General features: G+C 44.4%; 21 protein-coding genes and 1 riboswitch. Of the genes, 13 read left to right on the top strand and 8 right to left on the bottom strand.

Annotated elements, in window-relative coordinates; genetic code table 11:
* Positions 1–2: 2 nt before the first annotated feature.
* Positions 3–1,232, bottom strand: coding sequence for a signal recognition particle-docking protein FtsY (gene ftsY / locus CCS02_RS07875; RefSeq protein ID WP_072839448.1), 1,230 nt, complete (start codon positions 1,230–1,232; stop codon positions 3–5).
* Between the two features lie 172 nt (positions 1,233–1,404).
* On the opposite strand from ftsY, the gene CCS02_RS07870 reads away from it, so the two are divergent.
* The 11 genes from CCS02_RS07870 to CCS02_RS07820 all read left to right on the top strand — a co-directional run bounded on the left by CCS02_RS07870 (position 1,405) and on the right by CCS02_RS07820 (position 14,861).
* The gene (locus CCS02_RS07870) at positions 1,405–2,721 is read left to right on the top strand and encodes an insulinase family protein (RefSeq protein ID WP_072839447.1); all 1,317 of its coding nucleotides are present in this window, start codon (positions 1,405–1,407) and stop codon (positions 2,719–2,721) included.
* Positions 2,718–3,320, top strand: coding sequence for a 16S rRNA (guanine(966)-N(2))-methyltransferase RsmD (gene rsmD / locus CCS02_RS07865; RefSeq protein WP_100188355.1), 603 nt, complete (start codon positions 2,718–2,720; stop codon positions 3,318–3,320). The genes CCS02_RS07870 and rsmD overlap by 4 nt, the downstream gene beginning before the upstream one ends.
* Before the next feature lie 218 nt (positions 3,321–3,538).
* Positions 3,539–5,425, top strand: a complete 1,887-nt coding sequence (locus CCS02_RS07860; RefSeq protein WP_100636279.1) for a methyl-accepting chemotaxis protein — start codon at positions 3,539–3,541, stop codon at positions 5,423–5,425.
* A gap of 242 nt (positions 5,426–5,667) precedes the next feature.
* Entirely contained in the window at positions 5,668–6,825 is a 1,158-nt protein-coding gene (gene metX / locus CCS02_RS07855) for a homoserine O-succinyltransferase MetX (RefSeq protein ID WP_100636278.1), read from the top strand.
* Positions 6,825–7,415 carry a methionine biosynthesis protein MetW gene (metW, locus tag CCS02_RS07850; protein WP_072839443.1) on the top strand — a complete coding sequence of 197 codons (591 nt, stop codon included), beginning with the start codon at positions 6,825–6,827 and terminating at the stop codon, positions 7,413–7,415. The genes metX and metW overlap by 1 nt, the downstream gene beginning before the upstream one ends.
* 83 nt (positions 7,416–7,498) lie before the next feature.
* Positions 7,499–8,122: an RdgB/HAM1 family non-canonical purine NTP pyrophosphatase gene (gene rdgB, locus CCS02_RS07845; RefSeq protein ID WP_100636277.1), complete on the top strand. Its 624-nt coding sequence runs from the start codon at positions 7,499–7,501 to the stop codon at positions 8,120–8,122.
* The gene (hemW, locus tag CCS02_RS07840) at positions 8,119–9,288 is read left to right on the top strand and encodes a radical SAM family heme chaperone HemW (RefSeq protein WP_072839441.1); all 1,170 of its coding nucleotides are present in this window, start codon (positions 8,119–8,121) and stop codon (positions 9,286–9,288) included. The genes rdgB and hemW overlap by 4 nt, the downstream gene beginning before the upstream one ends.
* Before the next feature lie 477 nt (positions 9,289–9,765).
* Entirely contained in the window at positions 9,766–11,355 is a 1,590-nt protein-coding gene (locus CCS02_RS07835; protein ID WP_072839440.1) for a BCCT family transporter, read from the top strand.
* A gap of 106 nt (positions 11,356–11,461) precedes the next feature.
* A riboswitch (yybP-ykoY riboswitch) is annotated at positions 11,462–11,657 on the top strand.
* Positions 11,658–11,663: 6 nt separating this feature from the next.
* A complete protein-coding gene (locus CCS02_RS07830; protein ID WP_072839439.1) occupies positions 11,664–12,230 on the top strand; it encodes a TMEM165/GDT1 family protein in 567 nt (188 codons plus the stop codon).
* 57 nt (positions 12,231–12,287) lie between these two features.
* Entirely contained in the window at positions 12,288–14,144 is a 1,857-nt protein-coding gene (locus CCS02_RS07825; protein WP_100636276.1) for a DUF294 nucleotidyltransferase-like domain-containing protein, read from the top strand.
* Entirely contained in the window at positions 14,145–14,861 is a 717-nt protein-coding gene (locus CCS02_RS07820) for a 3'-5' exonuclease (RefSeq protein WP_072839437.1), read from the top strand.
* A gap of 39 nt (positions 14,862–14,900) precedes the next feature.
* Here the strand turns inward: CCS02_RS07820 and CCS02_RS07815 are convergent, their stop codons facing one another.
* From CCS02_RS07815 to CCS02_RS07785, 7 genes are all read right to left on the bottom strand, one after another.
* On the bottom strand, positions 14,901–16,001 hold the full coding sequence (locus tag CCS02_RS07815; protein ID WP_072839436.1) for a LacI family DNA-binding transcriptional regulator: 1,101 nt from the start codon (positions 15,999–16,001) through the stop codon (positions 14,901–14,903).
* Positions 16,002–16,116: 115 nt separating this feature from the next.
* Positions 16,117–17,736 carry an alpha-glucosidase family protein gene (locus tag CCS02_RS07810; protein ID WP_100636275.1) on the bottom strand — a complete coding sequence of 540 codons (1,620 nt, stop codon included), beginning with the start codon at positions 17,734–17,736 and terminating at the stop codon, positions 16,117–16,119.
* A 95-nt stretch (positions 17,737–17,831) separates the two neighbouring features.
* Positions 17,832–18,932 (bottom strand): ABC transporter ATP-binding protein, encoded by a 1,101-nt coding sequence (locus CCS02_RS07805; protein WP_100188348.1) that lies wholly within the window; start codon positions 18,930–18,932, stop codon positions 17,832–17,834.
* A gap of 72 nt (positions 18,933–19,004) precedes the next feature.
* Positions 19,005–20,147 (bottom strand): carbohydrate ABC transporter permease, encoded by a 1,143-nt coding sequence (locus CCS02_RS07800; RefSeq protein ID WP_072839433.1) that lies wholly within the window; start codon positions 20,145–20,147, stop codon positions 19,005–19,007.
* Between the two features lies 1 nt (position 20,148).
* Positions 20,149–21,159, bottom strand: coding sequence for a carbohydrate ABC transporter permease (locus CCS02_RS07795; RefSeq protein WP_072839432.1), 1,011 nt, complete (start codon positions 21,157–21,159; stop codon positions 20,149–20,151).
* Between the two features lie 112 nt (positions 21,160–21,271).
* The gene (locus CCS02_RS07790) at positions 21,272–22,624 is read right to left on the bottom strand and encodes an ABC transporter substrate-binding protein (RefSeq protein WP_072839431.1); all 1,353 of its coding nucleotides are present in this window, start codon (positions 22,622–22,624) and stop codon (positions 21,272–21,274) included.
* Positions 22,625–23,080: 456 nt separating this feature from the next.
* Positions 23,081–24,052 carry a carbohydrate kinase family protein gene (locus CCS02_RS07785; RefSeq protein ID WP_072839430.1) on the bottom strand — a complete coding sequence of 324 codons (972 nt, stop codon included), beginning with the start codon at positions 24,050–24,052 and terminating at the stop codon, positions 23,081–23,083.
* A gap of 240 nt (positions 24,053–24,292) precedes the next feature.
* Here CCS02_RS07785 and CCS02_RS07780 point away from each other — a divergent pair, with 240 nt between their 5' ends.
* Both CCS02_RS07780 and CCS02_RS07775 read left to right on the top strand, forming a co-directional pair.
* Positions 24,293–25,027 (top strand): response regulator, encoded by a 735-nt coding sequence (locus tag CCS02_RS07780; protein ID WP_072839429.1) that lies wholly within the window; start codon positions 24,293–24,295, stop codon positions 25,025–25,027.
* Complete coding sequence (locus tag CCS02_RS07775; RefSeq protein ID WP_100188346.1) at positions 25,017–26,483, top strand: ATP-binding protein; 1,467 nt, start codon at positions 25,017–25,019, stop codon at positions 26,481–26,483. The genes CCS02_RS07780 and CCS02_RS07775 overlap by 11 nt, the downstream gene beginning before the upstream one ends.
* Positions 26,484–26,613 lie beyond the last annotated feature (130 nt).

Genomic DNA, 26,613 nt, shown 5'->3' with positions numbered 1-26,613 from the left:
AGCTATTCACTATCAAACAATGCGTCGACAAACTCTTTAGCAACAAAGGGACGTAAGTCATCCGCTTGTTCACCTACGCCAATATAACGTATAGGAATGCCGAACTGTTTGGCGATGGCAAAAATAATACCGCCTTTTGCGGTTCCATCCAGCTTAGTTAGTGTGATACCGCTCACGCCAACCGCTTCGGAAAACAGCTTAGCCTGACTGATAGCATTTTGACCAGTACCAGCATCCAAAACCAACATAACTTCATGTGGCGCGTTTTCATCTAGCTTTTTCATTACACGAACGACTTTAGACAGTTCGTTCATCAAATTCGCTTTGTTTTGTAGACGACCAGCGGTATCTGCAATAACGATATCGACGCCTTTAGCTTTGGCAGACTCAATCGCATCATAGATAACCGACGCCGAATCAGCGCCAGTGTGCTGAGCAACAACAGGAACATTATTACGCTCGCCCCATACTTGAAGCTGCTCAACCGCAGCTGCACGAAAGGTGTCACCTGCCGCCAACATAACACTTTTACCTTCGGCCTGATATTTTTTGGCTAACTTACCAATGGTTGTCGTCTTACCAACACCATTCACGCCTACCATTAGAATCACAAAAGGACCGTCTTTACTGACTGGCTCAAGTACTTGCTGAGACTGGCTAAGAATACCTTCCATGTCGGCTTTTAAATGATTTAACAATGTAGCCGAATCTTTTAGTTCTTTGCGGTTTAGCTTGTCGGTTAGCGCACTAATCAAGGTTTGTGTAGCATCGATACCAACATCCGCCATCAGCAACTGAGTCTCTAGCTCTTCCAGCAGATTATCATCCACTTTTTTATGACTGCCGATAACAGAAGACAAACCGTTGCCTAAACCGCTGCGAGTGCGAGACAAACCAGATTTAAAACGCTGAGACCAAGATAACGTAGGCTGCACAGGGTCACTTGGCGTTTCTTCTACTGCTTGTGCTTTAGTGCTTATCGCCACGTCATCTGCAAGTTGCTCGTCAGAAGCCAAAGCTTCCGCTGAGGCTATTTCATCCTGAACTGAATCGGGCGTATCTATATCCTTTTTCTTAGCTGCTGCAATATCTGCATTCATTTTGTTCACAAAACGACGGCGAACAACGAAAGCGATAATGGCTAAAAGTGTTCCAATCGCAATAGGAACATAACGTGCATATTCACCAAGATACGGTGTAAAAAAAGCAATAATTTGATTAACAACTTCCATTAAATCAGTCTCTTTATTTTGACTGATGCGATAAACATCAGTGAAATGCTATGATTAGACACAGCGCCACATACATGGACACTTAAAAACGGTTATTTTAACATCATTCTGGCTCGCAAACAGGCTTAGTTTTAGCCAAAATATTCTTAACAAGCACCACTCAAGGTTCATTATGTCCGACGATAGCAAACCTCTATTTAGCCGACCCGTTCTGGCGGCGGTCATGTTGTTCTGTACTCTGGCTATTTGGCTGTTAAATTTAACCGCTCCGAGCAGTAAATTACCCACACCTCAAATTGAGAAATGGACAACCACGTCAGGTATTCCTGTGGTCTGGTTAAAACAAGCAGAATGGCAAGATAGCAACAAATTGGAGCTTCGCTTTTCATTTCGCTCGGTCACCACCAACATAACATTGATCCAAACCACGCTGGCCATGTTAATGAGCGACTCATTACCGCTTAGTACTGCTTCAATTAACCAAAGACTCGCACCTTTAGCTGCCAGCGCAGACAGCTATTATGATCATGAAAATCAAACCATTGGTTTAACACTGAGTAATGAGCCAAAATATCTGACCCCTACACTTTCCTTGGCAACCAATTGGCTTAGACAACCCGATTTCAAACCTCGCACTTTCGATGCTTGGCAAACCCAACACCAAGCAAATCCACCCGTCCAACATGAGCTCGAAAATGTTTTATTTTTCGATAAGGCTAATGATCAAAACAACGACACCATAACTACCGTCTCTTTAAAACAAGTTTCCGACTATTACCAGAGCTTAAAATCGTCTGCTGCTACTATTTTTATCGTGGGCGAGATGTCACCAGAAACTAAGCAAGCAGTCAAAAATGCAATCAATACCATCAGCCAAGACTATCGACTTTCAAACGCTTCCGCCGAGGCTATTCATTACGAGTCCATCAGCTCAACCATTCAACAAAATGAAGGCGAGCTTTGGCAAACTCGCAGCGCCATTGCATTAATGCCAGTGTCTTCAATCAAAGAGTGGATCAGTTTGCAAATTTGGGGCGCTGACTTGGTTTCTACGCTCAACCAGCAACAACATATTGATTTTGTTCAGCTCGCTTTTACGCTTTCACCGCAGCGCCCTTGGGCATGGTGGAGTATCCAATACGCTAACAGCATAACAGAAACAGTAAGCGAACCTAGCCACGATGCCAGTCGCTTCGTTAACGCTAAAAGCCTTGTGTTTGTAGAACAAGTTCCTTCAGTAAACGACAGCAAAGCCTTTGGCATTCTACTGGATAATTTCAAGCAACAACTCGAACAGCAAACGCTATCACCAACATGGTGGAGCTATATTGCCACACAAGTCACCCATGAAGATGGCGCGCTCACGGTGGAGCAATTCGCCGAAGGCTACAAAGATGCCATCGACAGCTTCACCATAGAAGATTATCAAACGGCTCTACAACACCTATTAAAACCATCGTCCTATCAAGAGATTCAGGTTTACCAATGAAGAAAAAAGTTCTAAGTAACGTCTCGAATAAAAGCAAAGCGAAGGCATCGAGACTTCGTATCATCGCCGGTGAATGGCGCTCTCGCCAACTGCCGATTCCAGATATTGAAGGCTTACGTCCAACGCCAGACAGAGTACGAGAAACCTTATTCAATTGGATCAATGCCTATATTCCAGGTGCTGTTTGTGGTGACCTGTTTTGTGGCTCAGGTGCACTTGGGTTAGAAGCGTTATCACGCGGCGCAAAGCACATGACTTTTGTCGATAACTCACGCGTAGTGTCACAACAAATGACAGCAAACTTAGCAACGCTAGGCGCAACGGACAGTGCTAATGTGATTGCTCAAAACGCGGCCGTCTTTCTTGATACGGTCACGCCACATGCCATGGATATTGTGTTTCTAGACCCGCCATTTCGCAAAGGCTGGTTAGCACAAATTATCCCTTTGCTTGAAAAAGGCTGGCTCGCAGATCGTGCGCTTGTTTATATCGAAATGGAAAAAGAAGCCGATCTACCTGCACTACCAAGCCACTGGTCTTTGTTAAAAGAAAAAGTCGCTGGCCAATTGGTTTATCGATTATTTGAAGTGTCTAAATAATTTAGTATCCAAGCCCTATCCAAAATAGGGCTTTCTGATCCACCGGTACAAACATCGCACCAAAAATAAGCAAAACCATATTTCCCCTCCTATAATGTCTTAATCAAAACAAGCTATATCAGCCATTTTGATTTGAGCACGATACTTGCATAACCTAATAGAATATGTGCCATTAATGAGCACTTCACTTAAACATTGCCTCGCGATGGAAGGTACCTATGCTGTCAAACCTATCCTTTAAGACCAAACTGTTCATACTTCTAATCACTGCGATTACGGGGTTAATTATCGTCACTGCTGTGGCCATGACAGGGCTCTCATCCCAACAAAGCGCCAACAATGAGCTGAGAAACCTCTCAAAGATTCAAGCATCAAATGATCAGCTGAGCATTCACATGCTTGAGATAGCTGATAGCCTGCGCTCCATTTCTGTAGAAAATTACCAAGACTACATTGCAAGCGCGAAAGAACAAATTGCACAGAACGCCAACATCATCGCTACAAATATTGAAAAAGCTCATAGCCAAAACTTGAAGCAAACTCTCGAAGAAAACCTAGTAGAACTCAACGACTATAGCCAAGCACTCATCACGCTGATCGAAAAACGCTATATTATTGGTTTCGATTCCTCTTCAGGTTTACGCGGTAGCGTAGATCAAATGGGGACAGAAATAAGCGAAGACATCCAAAAGCTTAGCTTATTAAAACGAGAGTTCACCAATGTGCGTAAAGCTGAGGCTGGCTATTTATCAGATCCAACCGAAAGCAATCTAGAAGAGTTCACCTCCAGCTTCGACCGCTTCGATAACCGAATTGAAAACTTTGGTTTTCAAGACACTCACGGTGTAAAAGCCAACGCTTACCGCGATGCCATTCTGCAATACGGTAAGGAATACAAATCGCTTAGCGAGATCGAAAATACTTTCACGACACAAAAAAATCAGTTTACCGAAAGCCAACTTAAAGCGAATCAACTGATTGAGAACAAAGTTCAGCAAGCAGAAAACAGCGCGGAAGAAAGCTCAACACAAGCCAACGCAACCCTACTGGGCGTTAGTATCGCTGTAATTCTAGTAGCCGCACTGCTCATGCTTGCCATTGGCCGCAGCGTCAATAGCACGTTACAAAACATAATTACTGACCTTAATAAAGTTAAAAAAGGCGATATGTCATCAAAAGCGTCAGTTAACACTAAACGTAACGATGAGTTCGATCAATTGAGCCAATCTCTCAATGAAATGACTAGCGGCTTGGGTGACGTATTAAAAGATGTTGTTTCGACAACTGACAATGTCAGCACTATGTCCACTGATTTAAACAACACCATCAGCAGCATTGCCAGCAGTAACCACTTAGTCAACCAGCGTACACATTCATTGGCTTCTGCAACGGACGATATTTCTAGCCGTTTAACCGAGTTGTCTAGCACCACAAATACGCTTCAAGCGCACTCCAATGAAACCTACCAATCCGCTAAATCTGGCGCTGATACGATTAAATTAGTGTTAAGCAGCATCACCGACACAGTGAATATTGTGAACATGACCAGTCAGCAACTTGATGAGCTAGGCCGTTTATCCAAAAACATCGATAGCGTCATTGCCATGATCAACGACCTTGCTAGCCAAACCAACTTACTCGCGCTGAACGCCGCGATAGAAGCTGCTCGCGCTGGCGAAGCGGGACGCGGATTCTCTGTGGTCGCAGATGAAGTAAGAGCATTAGCAGAAAAAACCGTTGATGCCACTTCGAAAATTACGGACATAGTTAATACCATTCAGCAGTCGACTCAAACCGCAATTAGCACCATGGAAAGCGGACAAGACAACTTGAAAATCATCAGTGAAAATGGCAGCAAGGCCGAAGAAGCCATGCGCGACATAGAAAGCAACGCCATGACAGGATCGAAATCCACCGACTCAATGGCAAGCGCCATTCAGGATGTTGCTAGTACCGCCATTCAAATGAGCACAGAGATGGAAGAAATTGCTCAACAGTTAAACCAAGATACTCGCTCTATCGATATTTTGGCGGATAAAACTAAGCAGATTCAGAAAATTTCCGAGCAACTTGCCGTTAAAACCCAAGTATTCACTCTCGTTTAGCGTATTATCACTCGATAGATATCAGTAATAAGTAAAACGCTTCTGCCATCAGCTGATGGCAGAAGCGTTTTACTTTCAACCTTCTAATACCGTATACCGATTGATGGCGGCATCCGCCTCTTGATGACACTGTGCACAAACGCTAGACTGTGTAACATCTTTCATCGATGAACCTTCCCACATTTCTTCACGGGAATTCGAGCAATTTCTTTAGGACTTTACTTTAGGATAAAAACAAACCTATGCCGGACGTCATTCCAGCCGACTCTGTTGGTATTGTTACGCCACAGATTGCGCAATTCGACACCCCGTTGGCGCTTTCCTGCGGACAGACCTTGTCATCGTACCAACTTATTTACGAGACTTATGGGACCCTGAATCAAAGCGCTTCCAATGCTATTTTAATTTGCCACGCGCTGAGCGGAGATCACCACGCTGCAGGTTATCATGCCATGTCGGATACCAAAACGGGCTGGTGGGATACGGCAATAGGACCTGGTAAAGCCATCGATACAAATAAGTTTTTTGTTATTGCTCTCAATAACTTAGGCGGTTGCTGTGGTTCAACGGGGCCGACGAGCATTAATCCAGAAACAGGGCAGCGCTGGGAAGCCAGTTTTCCGATTGTCACAGTAGAAGATTGGGTCGAAAGCCAAGCGCGTTTAGCCGATTTATTGGGTATCCAAACCTTCGCCGCTATCGTCGGTGGCAGCCTTGGCGGCATGCAAGTGCTCGAATGGAGCATCCGCTTCCCTGCTCGCTTGAAGTCTGCAGTGATTGTCGCGTCAGCTCCAAAACTATCCACCCAGAACATCGCCTTCAATGAAGTCGCACGTCAGTCCATTCGTCGTGATCCAGACTTTTTTGATGGCAACTACATAGACAACAACTCGGTGCCAACTAACGGCCTTGGTTTGGCGCGCATGCTGGGTCACATTACCTATCTTTCAGACGATGCCATGGGCGCTAAATTTGGTCGCCAGATGCGCCATGATAGCTACCAATACAATTACGGCATTGAGTTCGAAGTAGAAAGTTATTTACGTTATCAAGGCGAAGCCTTCACCAAACGTTTCGACGCCAACACCTACATGCTGATGACAAAGGCGCTGGATTATTTTGATCCCGCGTCACAAACCAATGGTGATCTTTCTGCCGTTCTAAGCCGCGCACAATGCGAGTTTTTATTGGTTTCCTTTACTACCGACTGGCGTTTCTCTCCAGAGCGCAGCGAAGAAATCGTCAACGCGCTCGTCAAAGCTGGCAAGCAGGTTTCTTATGCCAAGATCGAAGCCGCAGAAGGCCATGACGCCTTTTTGTTTCCAATCCCTCGCTACATGGCTGTGTTAAACACCTTTTTAACCCGGGTTGCCAATAGCCTTACAACGGAGGTCAAATAATGCGCTCTGATTTAGAAATGATCGATGAGTGGGTTCAGCCCAATATTCGAGTGCTCGATTTGGCCTGTGGTCCCGGTGAGTTGCTTCACCATCTCATTCAAAACAAACAGGTGAAAGGCTATGGTTTGGAAATCGGCCCTGACGATTTAAATACCTGTATCGAAAAAGGCATTCCGGTTTTAGAGCAAAACATCGACGAAGGTTTGCAAAACTTCGATGACCAAAGTTTTGACTTAGTCTTGATGACCCATGCTTTGCAACAATTTCGTCGCCCAGATTTGTTGATCGATGAAATGCTGCGCATCGGCAAAGAATGCATTATCACTTTCCCGAACTTCGGACATTGGCGAAGCCGTTTGCATTTGGCGTTAAAAGGCAGAATGCCAGTATCCGATTTCTTACCATACAATTGGTACGACACACCGAACATTCACTTTTTCACTTTTCAAGATTTTGAGCGTTTATGTCGTGAAAAAGACATTAAAATCCTACGTTGGGCTGCCGTAGACGGCCAACTAAAAGACCATTGGTGGATTCGCTCTATGCCGAACTTATTCAGTGAAACGGCGATTTTCCACATCAGCCGTTAAACCACGGTCAGTAGCATAAATAGAACAATCAACAAGGCGGCGAATCAGCCGCCTTTGTTTTAAAAGTTTAAAGAGGAAAACCGATGAACAAAACCATCGTACTAGCCAGCAACAATGCCGGAAAAATCAAAGAATTCAATGCGTTACTAGGTGATATGGGCATTGATGTCAAACCGCAAAGCGAGTTTGACGTCGAAGAAGCAGAAGAAACAGGCTTGAGCTTTATTGAAAACGCCATTCTAAAAGCGCGCAACGCTTGTGCTCACACTGGCTTGCCTGCATTGGCTGATGATTCTGGTATTGAAGTGGATTATCTCGACGGTGCGCCGGGTATTTACTCTGCTCGCTTTGCCGGCGATCACGGCAACAATGAAGCGAACAACAAACTGCTGCTGGAAAAACTAGACGGCGTACCTGAACTAGAACGTACCGCTCGCTTCCATTGTGTATTGGCTTATATGCGCCACAAGAACGATCCAACACCACAAGTGTTTCATGGCGTATGGGAAGGTCGTATTTTGACATCTACGGAAGGCCAAGAAGGCTTTGGTTATGATCCCGTATTTTATGTACCGGAATGCGCTTGCAGTGCGGCTAGCCTACCAAAAGAAGTGAAGAACCAAATTAGCCATCGCGCCAAGGCTTTGAAACAGCTATTCGCATCCTTTCAACAATCCTCTTTTTCACAACTAGGTAAGCCATTTTGAGCACTCAGTTACCACCGCTAAGTTTGTATATTCATTTACCTTGGTGCGTGCGTAAGTGTCCTTATTGCGACTTCAATTCTCATCAAGCAGACCGTTTTGAAGCCAATGGCAAACTGCCAGAAGACGCCTATTTGGCACAGCTTCTGGCTGATCTAGACGCCGATTTACCTTATGTCGCTGGACGAGAAATCCAAACCGCTTTTATTGGCGGTGGTACGCCAAGCTTGATGAGCGAAAACTTCTATTATCGTTTAATGGATGCCCTGCGCGAAAAGCTAACGTGGGCAGACAATGCCGAAATCACCATGGAAGCCAATCCAGGAACGTTTGAACAAGAAAAGTTTCGCCACTTTCGTCAGGCTGGCATTAATCGTTTGTCCATCGGTATCCAAAGTTTCCAGCCAAACCTGTTGAAAACCCTAGGAAGAATCCACAACCGTGAGGAAGCGATACACGCTGTGGATAAGTCTAGAGCCGCTGGCTTTGACAATATCAACCTCGATTTAATGCATGGCTTACCAGATCAGAGCCTAGAAATGGCGCTAGAAGACTTGTCTCTTGCCATCGAACTGAACCCTGAGCACTTGTCTTGGTATCAACTGACTATCGAGCCAAATACTGAGTTTTATCGTCGTCCACCAACGCTACCCGAAGACAACACCTTGTGGGGAATTCAAGACGCAGGACAAGAGCTGTTGACCAAACATGGTTATGCTCAGTACGAAGTTTCGGCTAATTCAAAAGAGAACCGTCGCGCGGCACACAACCTTAATTATTGGCGTTTCGGCGATTACATAGGAATTGGCGCTGGCGCTCATGGCAAGATCACATTGGTTAATGGTCAAATATTTCGTACACGAAAGACTCGCCATCCAAATCATTACTTAAACAACCTACCTGAAGCCTTGGTCATCAAAGAGGCCATCGAGCAAGAAGACCTACCGCTTGAATTCATGATGAACCGTCTACGCTTGTTCGAAACCTTTGATTTAAAGGATTACGAGCGCTTCACTTATCAAAGCGTGCCAAGTTCTCTGGTCAAAGCCTGTGAAATAGCACTAAAACAGGGTCTATTAGATACCGATGAATGGAAGAATCAGCGCGTCAAAACCACCGAAAAAGGAAAATTATTCCTCAACGAATTGCTTGAATTATTCCTCCCGTAGCACGCCATTTTATTTACTATAATTTGACATCTAAGCATTTAGATGTAACTCTTATTAGGTTAAGAACAAAAAAGGCCATCTTTGATGGCCTTTTTTGTTCTATTAGCAACATACAAACTAGTGGCTTTTTTAACAAAAACTATCTTTTTAAACGAAAGAAATAGCCCATCGTTTCGTTCTATTTCAACAATTTACGGCGCTCTATCCTCTCGCTCTCTTTGTTACTGAGATGCTAGAAGACTTTTATCTCGTCAGCATAACTGCCAACACGAGATTAAGCATAAATTGTGAAAACAGAACAAAATACGTCGTATTAAGAACAATCTAATAATGAGAATTCTTTTAGGGTGAAGTAGCGGAATTGTGTAAAAAAAAGCTCATGTTGATTTTCGTTTAAAAAGATTTGCACAGACCTTTATAAGTTCAGTTATCCAACAAAGGTCTTGGGGAAGTTTTCACTAATTCAGGAGAATGTTTATGAGTAATAAAGTACCTGACAGTGGTCGGGCAGAATACAACACGTCATACAAAGTAGGACAAGATAACATTCAGTTTCTTGGCCTTGACGTATTAAACCCAGTGTTTAGTACAAGCGCGCTTATTATTTTTGCATTCATCATTGGCAGTATCTTATTCCCTGCTGATGCGAGTTCCATTTTATCAGGTGCAAAGAACTGGTCGATCAATAATTTTGATTGGTTCTTTATGGTTGCTGGTAATATTTTCGTACTCTTTTGTTTGCTACTAATTCTCCTTCCTCTAGGCAGGATCCGCCTTGGTGGTACCGAAGCAAGAGCAGAACACTCCACTATTACTTGGTTTTCAATGCTCTTCGCAGCGGGCATGGGTATTGGTTTGATGTTCTGGAGTGTTGCTGAACCTGTTGGTTATTACACAGGTTGGTATGGCACGCCATTTGATGTGGTTAAAAACACGCCTGAAGCTCGTGATCTAGCGATGGGCGCAACCATGTTCCATTGGGGTCTTCATCCTTGGGCGATTTACGCGGTTGTTGGTCTGTCTTTGGCGTTCTTTGCATATAACAAAGGTTTACCTCTTACTATTCGTTCTGCTTTTTACCCATTATTTGGTGAGAAAGTCTGGGGCGGAATTGGTCACGTAATTGACGTTATTTCAGTTATTGCGACTATCTTTGGTTTGGCAACATCGCTTGGCTTTGGCGCACTGCAAGCAACAAGTGGTCTTAACTTCCTGTTTGATATTCCAAATACGCTAACCACACAAATCTTTGTGATCTGTGGTGTAACAGCCGTTGCCATCATATCGGTAGCACGTGGCCTAGAAGGTGGTGTGAAACTGCTGTCTAACGTCAACATGATCATCGCGGCTGTATTGGCAATCTTCATCGTAGTCGTTGGTAACACTGGCGCTATCTTTGCTGCAATGGGTTCTTACTTGTTGAACTACGTTGAAAACATCATTCCATTAAGTAACTGGATTGGTCGTGACGATACTACCTTCTACCACGGTTGGACTGTATTCTACTGGGCTTGGTGGATTTCTTGGTCACCATTTGTAGGTATGTTTATCGCTCGCGTTTCTCGTGGTCGTACTGTTCGTGAATTCCTAGTAGCAGTTCTATTAGTACCAACGGTTGTCTCTCTTGTATGGATGTCTATTTTTGGCGGATCGGCTTTAGATCAGTCAGCTAACGGTGTTGGTGCATTGGCAAACGGTATTACTGATTCTTCATTGGCTATGTTCCAAATGTTTGCGAGCCTACCATTGACGTCTTTGATCTCCTTCATTGGTATCATTCTTGTATTGGTATTCTTTGTAACGTCTTCTGACTCAGGCTCTTTGGTTATCGATGGTATTACCGCTGGCGGTAAAACTGATGCACCAATGATTCAACGTGTTTTCTGGGCGGTTCTAGAAGGTATCATCGCGATTGCTTTGCTTGTTGGTGGTGGTTCTGAAGCACTTGGTGCAATTCAAGCGGCTGCAATCACTATTGGCTTACCATTCACATTGCTCATGTTGATCATGTGTGTGAGCTTGTGGAAAGGTTTGCATAGCGATATGCATCTTTATAAAAAAGCATAGCGTTATAGCGACTTTATAGAGATTCATTGCTACTAAAAAACAACGCGAATGGCCGTAACTGGACGTTCGCGTTGTTTTCTTTTTGTAAATACTCTATTATCGGCGTCCTCTTAGGGGAGTAATCTTCTTTGCACTACACATATGTACTGCAAAGATTCTTTGTCAACATAATTGAGCCTCAAGCTCGTGGCAAAGAAGTCCTGATCCGATACAGTATCGACAGGGTTGATGAGACTTAAGACAATGACTTGGCTCAGGTGGGCTCAGGTTTGTTGTCTTTCGTTTATTGCCCACCTAGGACCTGTCAAATGGAAGCACTACTCACTTCTATCTCTACTGTTGCTCTTGCTGAAATGGGCGATAAAACCCAACTTTTAGCCTTATTCCTTGCTACTCGTTTCGCGTCTAAATCCTCTATTGTGCTTGGTATTCTTGCTGCGACATTGCTCAATCATGCGCTATCAGCATGGCTTGGCGTAGAAATCGCACAATGGATTCCAGAAAGTGCAATCAGTTGGATTGTTGGTCTAAGCTTTATCGCCGTAGGTTTATGGTTATTGATCCCAGATAAAGACGACAGTGAAGACAATAGTATGCTGAAGTATGGTGCGTTTGGTGCGACGTTTATTTTGTTTTTCCTTGCCGAAATTGGTGACAAAACTCAAATCGCAACCGTCTTATTAGGCGCTCACTATGGCAGTGTCTGGATGGTCTTGCTAGGCTCAACTATCGGTATGATGCTGGCGAACGTACCTGTTGTGTTTGCAGGTAACTGGATAATGGACAGAATCAATGCCGACCGCACACGTCAGCTTGCTTGTTTGCTTTTCCTCATTATGGGAATCGTGACAATAGCGGCGCCGCTGCTTAAATAAAGAGGCGGTTAACCAACCGGTTCGAAAAACTGCTTTTTAATAAACAGGAACAGAACAATGGATGTCGAATTAACCGAAATACTCGAAGCACTTTGTCAGCACGCGCCATTCAATGAGATTGCCGACGATCCGCAACTCAATGATATGACCAAAGAAATAGAGATTCAGTATGTTCGTGCTGGCGAGTGGGTTATCGCTCCAAGCGCACTGAACAATACCTTGTTCTTTATTCGCAGTGGTGCGATTGAAGTGCTTAGCAAAGAGGAAAAGTTAATTCGACGTATGAATGAAGGCGAGCTATTTGGCTACTTTTCTCTATTGCGAGGTGGCAAGTCTTCACAATCCATGCGAACCATCGAAGACAGCTTGCTGTATCGCATTCCGGCGCGCTGGTTTCTAAAGCTCTACGAAGAAAACGACAATTTTTCTGACTTCTTTGAACTCGCTCGCGAAGTGCGTTTGCGCGTTGCGATGGATTCACAAAACTCAGATGTATCGTTAATGACTTGTCCTGTTGTCAGCTTGTTGAGACGACCACCGATTAGCGCAGACATCAGCTCAGACATTCTGACTTCTGCGCAAATCATGGCGGAGCATCGTGTTTCAAGCTTGCTTATTACTGAAAATGACGAACTGATTGGCATTGTCACAGACCGAGATTTACGTACTCGTGCGGTTGCCAAAGGTCTTGCCTACAGCACCTCTATCGCAGATATAATGACCCGCGATCCCATTGTTATGGACAGCGGTGATTATGCATCTGAAGCCGTTTTAAAAATGATGGAGCGTAACGTTCACCATATTCCCATTGTCAAAAATGGTCGCCCTATCGGCGTGGTGAGCACCGGAGATATTATTCAAAAAGAAAGCCACGGCAGCGTCTATCTGATAAGCGATATTTATAAGCAAACCAGCATCGAAGGCTTGAAAAGTATCAGCCGCAAGATGACACATACGTTTACTCAGCTTGTGGTTGCAGATGCTAATACACAAATGATTGGTAACGCCATGTCCCACATAGGTACTGCCTTTGTGAAACGACTGCTGCAACTTGGTGAAGAGAAGTTCGGGCCACCACCTGTGCCATATTGTTTTATCGCGCTTGGTTCACAGGCAAGAGAAGAGCAAACCATTAAAACCGATCAAGATAATGCACTTGTCTTGAGTGACAAGTACGATAAAAAACTTCACGGCGAATATTTCGAAGCGCTGACAGATTGGGTTTGCCGTCATCTGGATGACTGCGGCTACACACTTTGTACTGGCGACATCATGGCATCCAATCCACGCTGGCGTCAGCCGCTAAGAGTTTGGAAAGAAAACTTCAGTGAGTGGATACAAAAACCCAAAGCCGAAGCTCTGCTACGACTGTCTATCTTCTTTGATTTACGCGGTATCTACGGCGATAAAACACTCGCCAAACAACTAAACCAACACATACGCCAAGAAGCTCTGCAGCACTCAGGCTTTCTAACCTTTATGGCGAGAAATGCCAATCAGCGTAAACCGCCATTGGGATTTTTTCGACAATTTGTTTTAGATGGCGAAGGTGAACAGTCACGCACTTTCAATCTCAAAGAGCGAGGAATCGCTCCGATTATCGATATCGTTCGTGTCCACGCCCTTGCCTGTGGCAGTGACAAACTCAACACTCTTGAGCGCATCGAAGACATTGAAGCGGCAGGATTATTACCGGAAGGCCGAGCTAAAGATCTTGCGCTGGCATTGGAAATGATAGGTATGGTGCGGATCAAACATCAGAAAGACCAGATCGAAGCAGGCGAAGATCCGAATAACCACGTTAACCCTGAGCACTTGTCGTCCTTTGAAAAACGCCATCTACGAGATGCTTTTCATATCGTTACTCGCCAACAGGAGTTCATTAAATTCCGTTACGCAGGGAAACGCAGCTAAATGGCAAAGTTATTATTGAAAAATAAATCCAAAGAAGGCATTCAAGATTGGCAAGCCATGTTTTCAGAATGGGCAGAAGAAGCGCCAGAAGGTCCTCTGAAACGCTATTATCAAGCGGGAATGATTGCACCGCAAACAGCATTGAAAGATACACCGTTGCTGGCCTTGGATCTAGAAACCACAGGACTTGACTCAAGCCAAGATGAAATAATCAGCCTCGGTTTAATCCCCCTCAGCCACAAAACCATTCGTTGCCAAGGTGCGCAATATTGGATGGCAAAACCAGAACGGTCGCTGAATGCAGAATCTGTCACTATCCATGAAATCACCCATTCGGAATTGGCTGAAGCACCGCGACTTCATGCCATTTTGGATGAGATTTTACTGGCACTCACACATCAAGTCATCGTTGTGCATTGTGTTGCCATCGAGCGTCAGTTTTTACTCGAAGCGTCGATGAAAATATATGGTTTCCCACTGTATTTTCCCGTGCTCGACACCATGGATATTGAGCGCCAAGCGACCTTTAAACCTTGGTGGAAACGCTTTGGCAGACAGCCTTCTTTACGCTTAGACGCTTGCCGTCAACGCTATAAACTACCGCGCTATAAAGCACACCATGCACTCACCGACGCGTTGTCATCGGCCGAATTATTGCAAGCGCAAATTTCCTATCATATGGACCCAAACGCAGATATATCAAACTATTGGGTGTGATGCTTTGCGGCCTGCTTCTGTCTTTTTTGCTGCTAACTCTTAAGCAAGTGCAGACTCGGCAAGAGCTGGTTCAGCATGCTCAGAAACTGAAGGGCAACTTTCGCGAATAACCAATTCGGTTTCTAACACCACGTCTTTGGCTTCTCGAAGCCCTAAAAACACTTCTGCAGCAACACGGCCTTTTTCCACTGTATGTTGATGTATGGTGGTGATCGAAGGGTGAATATTGGCACTTTCAGGGATGCCATCAAAACCAACCACTTGCAAATCTTCCGGCACACGCAAGCCTAAATGCAAGGCCGCTTGCACCGCCGCAATCGCTATACAATCACTCATGCACAATAATAATTGCGGACGCTTAGCCATAGTTAGAGCTTCACGAGCAGCCTGATAAGCCAGTTTATGATTGTTCTCGGGGATATTCCAAATATGCTCGGATGCGACCGACAACTGATGTTCTTCCAATGCTTGAAAGTAACCATACAAACGTTGGATCGAAATAGACGCCGCACGATCAAACAATTCGTCTTCGCGTATACGACACACTCGATCTGTCGCCAATAGACTCAAACCTAAAATAGCCACGGCGTCAGGCTTATGCTTTAAAGCGTGGCTGGCAATTCGATATGCGCCACTGTGGTTTTCGATGTTGACCGATGTGGTACCAGGAATGAAGCTATCCACTGTGATGATGTTCTTATTCGGCATCAACCAAGGCGCATTAATACATTGCTGTGGTTTATGACCATAAACGATAAAACCATCTACCATGGAAGATTGCATACGGCTTTGTGCATCTTGCTCAACTTGATCTGAAGACAGCAGCAGCATGTTGTATTCGTTGGCTTCAAAGACTTCCGCCATGCCTTTTAGAAACTGATTAGCTACAGGATCAGTTAAGCTGTAACTGAGGTCATCAGACAACACAATGCCAACGATTCCCGTGCGACCAGTGCGTAAACTACGAGCAGCTGCATTAGGGCCAAAATAACCCATTTTTTCGCATTCGCTCAGAATATTTTCACGCAATGTTGCCGACAATTGATCGGGGCGATTAAAGGCGTTTGAGATGGTTGCCGTGGAGACTTCTAATCGCTCAGCAACGTCTTTTAAAGTCAGTTTTTTTATGTTTTTTGTCATACTAACTACTCGCAAACCAAAAGAACTTCGACAAACAAGCCGATTCACGCAAAACGCAAATCGGCTTGAAGTGACAAAAGCTCAATTAAAAACTCAATTAACTACTTAATACGACTTAAGACAACTTAGCGTAGAACGCTTGATAAGCAGGTAAGGTCAACACCTCACCATCCAAAGTCGATTCAAAACCATGACCTTGCAATACTTCTGCAACATTCGCATTTAACGTCGCTTGCTGCTCTTCACTTGTCATGTTTAATACAACTAACAAACGCTCACCATCGTATTCACGAACCAAAGCAATCAATTGCTCATTATCCAAATTAAGCTGAGACAATTCGCCATTCACCAAAACAGGTTGTTGCTGACGCCAATGAATCAGCTGACGAACCTTATGCAACAAGGCATCAGGATTCGCTTCTTGCTCAGCAACACTTAGCGGTAAGTGATTTTTATCGACTGGCAACCAAGGTTCGATTGTTGAAAATCCGCCTAATGTCGACTTATCCCACACCATCGGTGTACGGCAGCCATCACGGCCTTTGAAAACTGGCCATAGCGGAATGCCATAAGGGTCTTGAATACGCTCAAACGGTACCTCAGCTTCAGGTAAGCCAAGTTCTTCACCTTGATACAAACAAACACTACCACGTAGAGACAAGATCAACGCCAAAGCAATCAGTGGATAAGCTTTGCCATCTTCGTCTGCGCCCCAACGAGTGCGAGAACGCACCACATCATGATTCGATAATGCCCAGCAAGGCCAACCATCACCCACGATGCTATTCATGTCCGCCAAGGTTTTGCGAATGTATTCTGGAGAATGAGGCGTGTTCAAAAAGTCGAAGGTGTAAGCCATATGCAACTTATCGCCACCAGACGTGTATTCCGCCATGCGTTTCAGAGGGAAATCGTCACCAATTTCACCCACCATGGTGCTGCCTGGAAACTCATTCATCATAACGCGTAAATCTTTTAAGAAATCCAAGTTTTCTGGACGGCTAAGATCGTACACATGACGCTGATAAGTATAAGGGTTATCGTGTGGCGCACCCATAGTTTTTGGCTCGCCAGCTGGTACAGGTGGGTTGTCTTCCAAGCCTTCGCTGTGGAAATAGAAGTTCACCGTATCCAAACGGAAACCATCCACACCAAGCTCTAGCCAAAAGCGCATATTATCCAAATGCGCCTGACGAACTTCAGGGTTATGGAAATTAAAATCTGGCTGAGACTCTAAGAAGTTATGCAAATAATACTGCAAACGACGGCTATCCCATTTCCAAGCACTGCCACCAAAAATAGACAACCAGTTATTTGGCGGTGAACCATCCGGCTTTGGATCAGACCAAACATACCAATCTGCTTTAGGGTTGATTTTGTCTTGACGGCTTTCTTCAAACCAAGGATGGACATCAGCCGAGTGACTAATCACCTGATCGATCATGACTTTCAGTCCCAGTTCATGGGAGCGGTCAACCAAGACTTTAAAATCCGCCAATGAACCGAACATAGGATCAATATCACAATAATCGGACACATCGTAGCCAAAATCTTTCATTGGGGAAGTAAAGATAGGCGAGAGCCAAATAGCATCTACACCAAGCGATGCAACGTAATCTAACTTACTTGTAATACCAGCTAAATCGCCAACGCCATCGCCATTTGCATCCATAAAACTACGTGGGTAAATTTGATAAATAATCCCACCTTTCCACCAATTCAGATTGGTTGTCATCAGACTCTCCAAAAAAGATAAAACGTGGGACAACGCCAAAGCATTGCCCCATTTAAATAACAATATTACTAACTGCTCATTAACATACTAGCCAGTTAGCCTTTGCGTAAGTAAGACTGCTCATGTTCATCAAACAAATGCATTTTTTCAGCCGGTGCGGACAAATACACTTTATCCCCACGCTTAATATTCAAGGTGCCAGCTTGCTTCGCAATCACCATCTCGTCTGCGCCAGGGATTTTCACATACAGTAAAGTCGCTTCGCCGAGAGATTCCACGAAGGATACTTCACCAGAGAAAAGGCTTTCTTGTTCCGCAGACACAACCACCAAATCTTCTGGACGAATGCCAAAGAAAGCAGGTTTCGCTTGTTCACTTGATTCCGTCACGATAGGCGTTTGAATGGAGGCAGAAGCCGACAAAGACACCAAGGTTTGTGCGCCAGTTTGCTCAATTCGGCAAGGCACAATATTCATCGCTGGCGAACCAATAAATTTCGCCACAAATACGTTCGCAGGATGCTCATAAAGATCCAATGGTGAACCCACTTGCTCAATATCACCACCAGATAACAACACAATGCGATCAGCCAACGTCATGGCTTCCACCTGATCATGGGTCACATAAATCATCGTAGAATCAGGCATGCTGTCTTTCAGGTTGGCAATTTCCATGCGTGTCGCAACACGAAGTGCCGCATCCAAGTTAGACAAAGGTTCATCAAACAAGAATACTTTAGGACGACGTACAATCGCACGACCAATCGCCACACGTTGACGTTGACCGCCAGAAAGCGCCTTTGGCAAACGATCTAAATACGGTGTTAGTTGCAGCATATCCGCGGCTTTACGAACTTGTTGATCGATATCTGCTTTGCTCACCTTAGCGATTTGTAAGCTGAACGCCATGTTGTCATACACCGTCATGTGCGGGTACAAAGCGTAGCTTTGGAACACCATAGCAATACCACGCAATGCAGGCGGCACGTCATTTACCACAACACCATCGATCTCTAACGTACCAGCGGAGATTTCCTCTAAACCAGAAATCATGCGCAATAACGTGGACTTACCACAACCGGATGGACCGACGAAAACAATGAATTCGCCCTGCTTGATATCTAGATTAATGTCTTTCAATACTTCAACATTATTCGAATAAATTTTCTTAACATTGGTGAGTTTTACATCAGCCATGATTTTACTGCCTCAATCTAAATTCATACCTTAGGTGAGGAGCAAACGCTCAACTCACCTGCCTAGGTTTTGTTATTTCACCGAGCCTGCTAGCAAACCGCGCACTAAATAGCGCTGTAGGCCAAAGAAGACACATAAAGGAATAATGATGGTAATAAACGCCGATGCCGTCAGAATTTCCCAGTTACCACCGCGAGAGCCAAGCAATTCACGAAGCTGACCTGTTAGCACCATGTGATCAGCATCATTACCTAGGAACACCATGGCAATCAGCAAATCATTCCATACCCAAAGGAACTGGAAGATGGCAAATGACGCTAATGCAGGGAAAGACAAAGGCAATACAATTTTACGGAAAATATCAAAATCTGAAGCGCCATCCACACGGGCGGATTCGATGATTTCTCTAGGCAATCCAACAATATAGTTGCGCAGCAAATAAATAGCCAACGGCAAACCAAACCCAGTATGCGCTAACCAAATCCCCACATAAGTTTTCGATCCGACACCAAAAAACTCGCCAATCATGTTGTAGCTTTTTAGCAACGGAATCAGTGACATTTGTAACGGAACGACTAACAAACCAACCACCGCAGCGACCAGCAATGCACGTCCAGGAAAACGCATCCAAGCCAGAGCATAAGCGGCAAACGCGGCCACTAGAATAGGAATAATGGTCGCAGGTATGGTCACGGTTAAAGAGTTAATAAAAGACTTACCCAAACCTTCCGCACTCAATACTTCACGATAGTTTTCTAAGGTGAAGCGTGGTGGAATCTCGGCTGTATAGAAAATACGGTCGCCACGGGAGCCCTTCCATTCCACAGGAGAAGAAAACGCATAATCGCCGTTTTCCATGACTTGCAAGGTCTCGCCTTTATTAAGTTCGGCCACTGTGCCTACTTCGAATTCATCGGGTCTTAATGAACTAGAACCAAACTTGGTAATTTCCCCCGCTGAACCTTCGAATAGGTTACCGCGAATAACAAAGCGATTACCCTCTTGAACTTGTTTTTTCGGTTCATGGGCTCGCGCCACGAGACGCTGCTCTGAGGTCGCTAATGCTGTCCACCAGCCAGACGTAGAAAGCTGATTTTTATCTCGAATAGAAGAGATAAACAAACCCGCTGTCGGGATCGTCCAAATGATCACAAGAAACAAGACAGTCGCATGTACCAAATAAGTTAACGGAGTGCGTTTAGATGACGTAATCATATTAACGCCCCTCCATTTCGGCATTAGCGCGGCGAATATTCCACACCATGATTGGGATAACCAGAACCATAATAACCAACGCAATCACCGCGCCACGACCAAAGTCGCCACCGCCATTAAACATCCAACTAAACATCTGATTGGCCAACACTTGTGTGCCCCATTGGGCATTCGTCATTGCCAATACGATATCGAATACTTTCAATACCAAGATGGTAATCGTGGTCCAAACCACCGCAATGGTTCCCCAAATTTGTGGCACCATAATTTTGTAGAAGATTTGAAAGCCATTGGCACCATCTAACACTGCTGCTTCAATGGTTTCATCTGGAATACCACGTAGCGCAGCAGACAAAATGACCATAGCAAAACCGGTTTGAATCCAAATCAGGATGACCATCAAGAAGAAATTGTTCCAAATTGGAATCGTCAGCCATGTCTGAGGTTCGCCACCGAAGAAGACAACCAAGGCATTCAGCAAGCCGATTTGGTCTTCACCGCCGGTACGAAAATCGTAAATGAATTTCCAAATAACCGACGCACCTACAAAGGAAATCGCCATCGGCATGAAGATTAGACTTTTTGCGATATTGCCCCACCAAATACGATCGGTCATAGTCGCGATAATCAAACCAAAAAATGTTGCCGCTGTTGGTACAACAATCAACCACAGCATGTTATTGCGGAAAGATTCATAGAACTCATCACTGCTAAATAGCCATTTGTAGTTCGCAAGACCAACAAAGTCTTCACCGCTGCGGCCATAAAAAGACAAGCGGATGGAATCAATAACAGGATAGAAAAGATAAAATGTCAGTAATAAAACTGCTGGCCCCAAAAACAGCCAAGGGCGAATATTGTTCGCCACACGTAAATTACGAGCAACTTCAGCAGCTGCGCCACTTTTGGTTGGAAAAATTTTATCTAAAAGGAAATTTGAGCCGTAGAAATACGCGGCACACCCCATAACACCTAGAATCATGGTAACTAACGCCGAGGCAAGCTGTCCCATAGAATCTCCAAAATATATCAATGCAGTGACAATTAAAACGGCAACCGCTTTACTTATAAAACAAATACAAAAAGCCCCAGAGTGAACAGTCACTCTAGGGCTTTACAAAGAATTACTTCAAGGCATCCCATGTTTTTTGGATGTCGTGAGCAACTTCTTTGGCATCTTTACCGCCAGTGTAGTCAACCATTCCTGTCCAGAAAGAACCGGCGCCGATTTTACCAGGCATCAAGTCAGATCCGTCAAAGCGGAAGGTTGTCGCGTAGCGTAAAATCTCGCCTTGTTTTTTCGCTGCTTCACTTGAGTAAACTTCAGGGTTTGCTTTCAAGTGAGCAGAGATAAAGCCAGTTTGCGCCATCCACAACTCATGAGCGATTGGCGAGCGAATGAAATCAATAAACGCACGAGCACCTTTAGAGTCATTCGTCACACTCATCAAGGTTCCAGCACCCAATACTGGGTTACCTAAATCTTTAGATGCATAAGATGGGAAGTAGAAGAAATCAGCGTCTAGACCCAACTTCGTTCCTTCAGGGAAGAAAGCAGGAATAAACGAAGCTTGACGATGTAAGTAACATTTAGGTGGAGACTGGAACAAGCCTTTTGGGCTGTCACGGAAATCGGTAGACGCTACAGCACCTGCGCCGCCATCAACGAACTTGTCATTACGAGCAAACCAACCAAACTCTTCGATGGCACCAACAATGCGTGGATCATCAAACTTAATTTCGTTAGTTACCCATTTATCGTAAACCGCTGCTGGCTGTGTACGAAGTAGTAAATCTTCAACCCAATCAGTTGCTGGCCAACCTGTAGCCGCACCGGAACCTAAACCGATACACCAAGGCGTACCACCATCAGCAACGATTTGCTTGGTTAAGGCTTTTAGATCTTCCATAGTTTCAGGAACTTCATAGCCTGCGTCTTCAAAGTTCTCTGGTGAGTACCAAACTAGTGACTTCAAATCTGCACGGTAAAAAACACCGTAGAATTCTTTCTGACCTTTTTGATCTTTAAACGTAGCTAGATCAACCCAAGACTGACCTGCTGCGTAATCCTTTTTCACGCCATCTTTTACAGTATCGCTAAGCGGTGTTAAAAAGCCCTTAGCGGCTAAATCTGCTGCCAAACCAGGTTGAGGGAAAACAGAAATATTTGGCGCGCTGCCAGCTTGAGTATCAATAACGATTTGCTGTTCAAAAGAATCAGAACCCGCGTATTTCACTTTAGCGCCAGTGGCTTGTTCAAAGTAAGCAGCAACTCGTTCGAAGTTGGTTTTTTCATCACCAGTCCAAGGACCAAAAATAGAGATGGTTTCACCAGATAGCTTATTCGATTTCAGAGCCTCATAGCTGCTCCAACTAAAACGAGAATCTTCACCAGGCTTAAACAAGAGGTCTGCTGCATGAACAGCATTTGCGGAAAGTGTCAGGGCGACTGCCATAGACAAAAGAGATTTTTTCATCATTGCTCCTTACAGGCCCGCTTGGGAAACCCCTAGCACGCCTTTGTTTTTATTATCGTAGGTCGAAACAAGGTAAACATGTCTTCTATAAGGATTAAGAAGGAATCCGATTATTAACAAACAAAACCCGCGCTTCAAGCACCTCGCTCCCTTAATATTGACTTAATTATTTTTTAAATTTAGTAGATCCTTCTAAAAATGCGAATCTTATTTATTCCACCGCATCTGTATAAAAAACCAACAATATAGGGTTTTTATCGTAAATTCAGCAAGTTAATGAACAATTTTCAATCATTAATTGTTCATTTTGTTCTCTATTTTTACTCATTTAGACCGCTTTTTTTAGGCATAAAAAAAGCGTGATCTAGCACGCTTTTCATTCTAACAAACAGGCTTAATACTTTCTTAACCGTTTAACAAAAGTATATTCTAAAAGTAAAATCATATTCTTAGAGCCTAAAACTGGCTTAACTGCGCCTCAGCTTCGCTCAACGAAGGCAAAGAAGGATAGGCACCCAACTTTGTCACAGAATCTGCGCCGCAAGCCGCAGCAAAGCGCACAATATCCACTAGCTGTTGTTGAGATAAAGCCGCTAACGCTGCGCGATCGCCACCTTGTTCTGCCAATTTATAAAGCAAGCCGCCAACAAACGCATCGCCTGCTGCTGTAGTGTCTTTTACCTCAACTTTTGGTGTAATCACTTCACTTACGCCATGAGTCGCCGTATAAAAACGAATCGGGTTGCCACCATCAGTTAATACAAACAAGGTCACGCCCGCAGTAAGAGACTGTTCGATAAGAGCAAATGGATCTTCTGCTAACACAGCCAATTCTTCTAGACTGGCTTTCACTACATCACCACTTTGCATCCAATCAATAACGCGCTTTGTATCCACTTGCCCATTCGGCCAAAGGTTCATACGCAAGTTCACATCAATACTAACGATCCAATTAGCCTTACGAGCCATGCTCACACCGGCCAAGGTGGCTTTGGTAATATCCGCATCGGTCAATGTATTTGAACAGGTATGGAACACACCTTGGCTATCAGCAAACCAGGTTGCATCAAAATCACTTTCGCGGAACAAAATATCCGCAGAAGGGCTACGGTAAAATTCAAAGCTACGCTCGCCAGTTTGATCCAAGCTTACAAACGCCAAGGCTGTTTTGGCTTCCTTGGTCATCAGCATATTGCTCGTATTCACGCCGTAACCATCAAGAGACTCTTTCAAAAAATGACCAAACGCATCGTCACCTACTTGGCCGACAAAATGACTATTGCCTCCTAAGCGGGCCACAGCCACAGCAACGTTTGCTGGCGCACCGCCAGGGAACTTAGTAAAAGATTCAAGCTCTCCTGCTTTGGTTGCTCCATTAGAAAGGAAATCGATCAAGGCTTCGCCGAACGCCATTACTTTTGTTGTCATTATTGTGTTCTCTTTTTGGTTTGCAGACATAATCTGCGCAGATCTAAATAAGGGTAGATGAAAAATTATGCAGGGGAGAAAGCATTAAATCAATTTAATTTATTTAAAGACTGTTCGTATCAAGCCTATATGAGCAATTGGTTCACTGTAAGTTTCTTGCTAGACTCGAAACCTACATAACAATTTTATAATAACTTTTTATAATAACTAACAGACCTCAACCTTCCACTGAGCAAGATAATGACCAACGCAAAATGTATCTATGTTGTAGACGATGACGACGAGATTCGCACCCTGCTCAAAACTTACCTAGAAAAGCACCAATTCACAGTGTTAACCGCTGATTCAGGTGAAGCGTTTTTAGCAAATTTCCGAGCAGAGCAAGAAGTTGATCTGGTGATTTTAGACATCATGCTTCCGGGACAAGATGGCTTTGCAGTTTGTCGTTCCCTACGAACGCAATCACAAGTTCCGGTGATTATGCTAACGGCAAACTCTGACGAAATGGATCGTATCATCGGTTTGGAAATTGGCGCTGATGATTATCTTGCGAAGCCCTTTAACCCGCGAGAGTTACTGGCGAGAATCAAAGCTATTTTGCGCCGTATGGAACACACAGAAGTTATAGAAATTGCACCGGTTGCCCATCGCTTCTATCGTTTTGCGCAATTTACTCTGGATACGCTGTCGCGTGAATTGCACTTTAAAGACGAAAAAGAGTCGTTATCCGGCGCAGATTACAATCTTTTAATGTTGTTCTTAACTCATCCTGGCGCTGTGCTCACTCGCGAACTTATCGCCGAAAATACGCGTGGACGCGATAGCGCTCCACTTGATCGTTTTATTGATGTGCATGTGAGCCGCTTACGCCAGCGTTTGCGCGAGGATGCTCGCCAGCCACAGTTGATCAAAACCATTCGTGGTCAAGGTTATATATTAACCGCTAGCGTCGAAGCCATTAGTGATGCCCGTTAATACACCGATCAGTAAACGCTCACGAATCAAGCGCTGGTCCCAGTCTCTGACAGGACAAATTCTGATCATTATGGCACTGGGCGTGGCCAGCGCTCAGTTCATTAGTTCATCCATTTGGTTGCGTCAACTCGAATCCGATACCGAAGAAAACGTACGTGAAGTGTCTAAACACATGGCGTTTCGTATTGCCGCCACTGTTAGCTACTTCACTTCTTTGCCAACCAATTATCGCCATATCGTCATTGATCAATTACAAGACATGGGCGGAACACGCTTCTTTGTGACGCTCAATAAAGAAGAAATTCTCATCAACAATATTCCCGACTCGCCGCTCAAAGACATTGTCAAAAACGAGGTTCAGTCGACGCTGATCAAACAGCTAGGCATTCACAACGCCAAGATTGCATTTTCCAGCCCAAGCGATTTGCACGTGATCAACAACCATACTCGCCTTGTGGATTTGCCCGAGCGCTGGGGACATCACAGCTTATTGGTGAAACCTCTTACACCACCGATTATCGTGATTCAAATCCCTATTAATGACAAAGACTGGCTGTATCTTGCCAGCTTGATGCCTGATCCGTACTTTTTGGATGGCACCACGGCACTCAGTGGGGATCGTTTGTTTTCCATGGCGATGTCGGTGATTACCGTGTTGCTGCTGAGCATTCTTATTTTGAGACGCGTAACACGACCACTGGCAACCTTGGCTCGTGCGGCGGAACGTTTTGGGCAAGGCGATTGGCAACCAATAAAAGAAGTCGGCAGTGTCGAAGTACGCAATACAGCCAAAGCTTTTAACGATATGCAGCGCCGCATTCAGCGTTATCTCAACGACCGAGAGAGGCTTTTTGCTTCCATCTCTCACGATTTAAAAACGCCTATCACGCGCTTACGATTACGCGCTGAGATGCTAGACGAAGATGATATCCGCGACGCCATGATCCGCGATTTAGAAGATCTAGATATGTTGCTAAAAGGCGCCTTACAAAGCGTAAAAGAAACCGATATTCATGAAAACCGTGTCGAAGTGAATATTTCAAGAATGCTCAGAGACATGCAATCTACCGCCAACTTACATGGTGTGAAACTGACTGTTGTCGGCGAATTACAACATCCGTTTATTGGTAAACCATTCGCCATAAAACGCTGCCTTGGCAACCTTGTCGATAACGCGTTGTATTATGGAAAAACTGCTATTGTGTACATCGAAGATGATGAAGACGAAGTCTGTATTCGTGTTTGTGACCAAGGCCCAGGTATTCCAATAGATAAAATGGATAAAGTTTTTCAGCCTTACACTCGTCTTACACCCGACCATTCCGGTCATCCTGGCGGCATGGGGTTAGGCTTGAGTATTGCGCGGAATATTGCACGTGCTCATGGTGGTGAAGTCACCTTAAGTAACCATATACAACAAGGCTTAGAAGCCAAACTCTGGCTGCCAAGACATTAATTTTTAGTGAGCTAAAGGTCTCTTTTAAACCCACTATAAAATGAAATAAATCGTCAATTAAAAAGCAAACAAAGGTCATTTCAAAACATCTTTTGCAAGACTTCGTTACAATAGGTTGCTCTACTTTACC

The sequence above is a fragment of the Marinomonas sp. ef1 genome (genome assembly GCF_002806845.1).
Lineage (GTDB): Bacteria > Pseudomonadota > Gammaproteobacteria > Pseudomonadales > Marinomonadaceae > Marinomonas > Marinomonas polaris.
The sequence above is the reverse complement of the archived record's forward strand: the minus strand, read 5'-3'. Positions and strand labels throughout refer to the sequence as shown.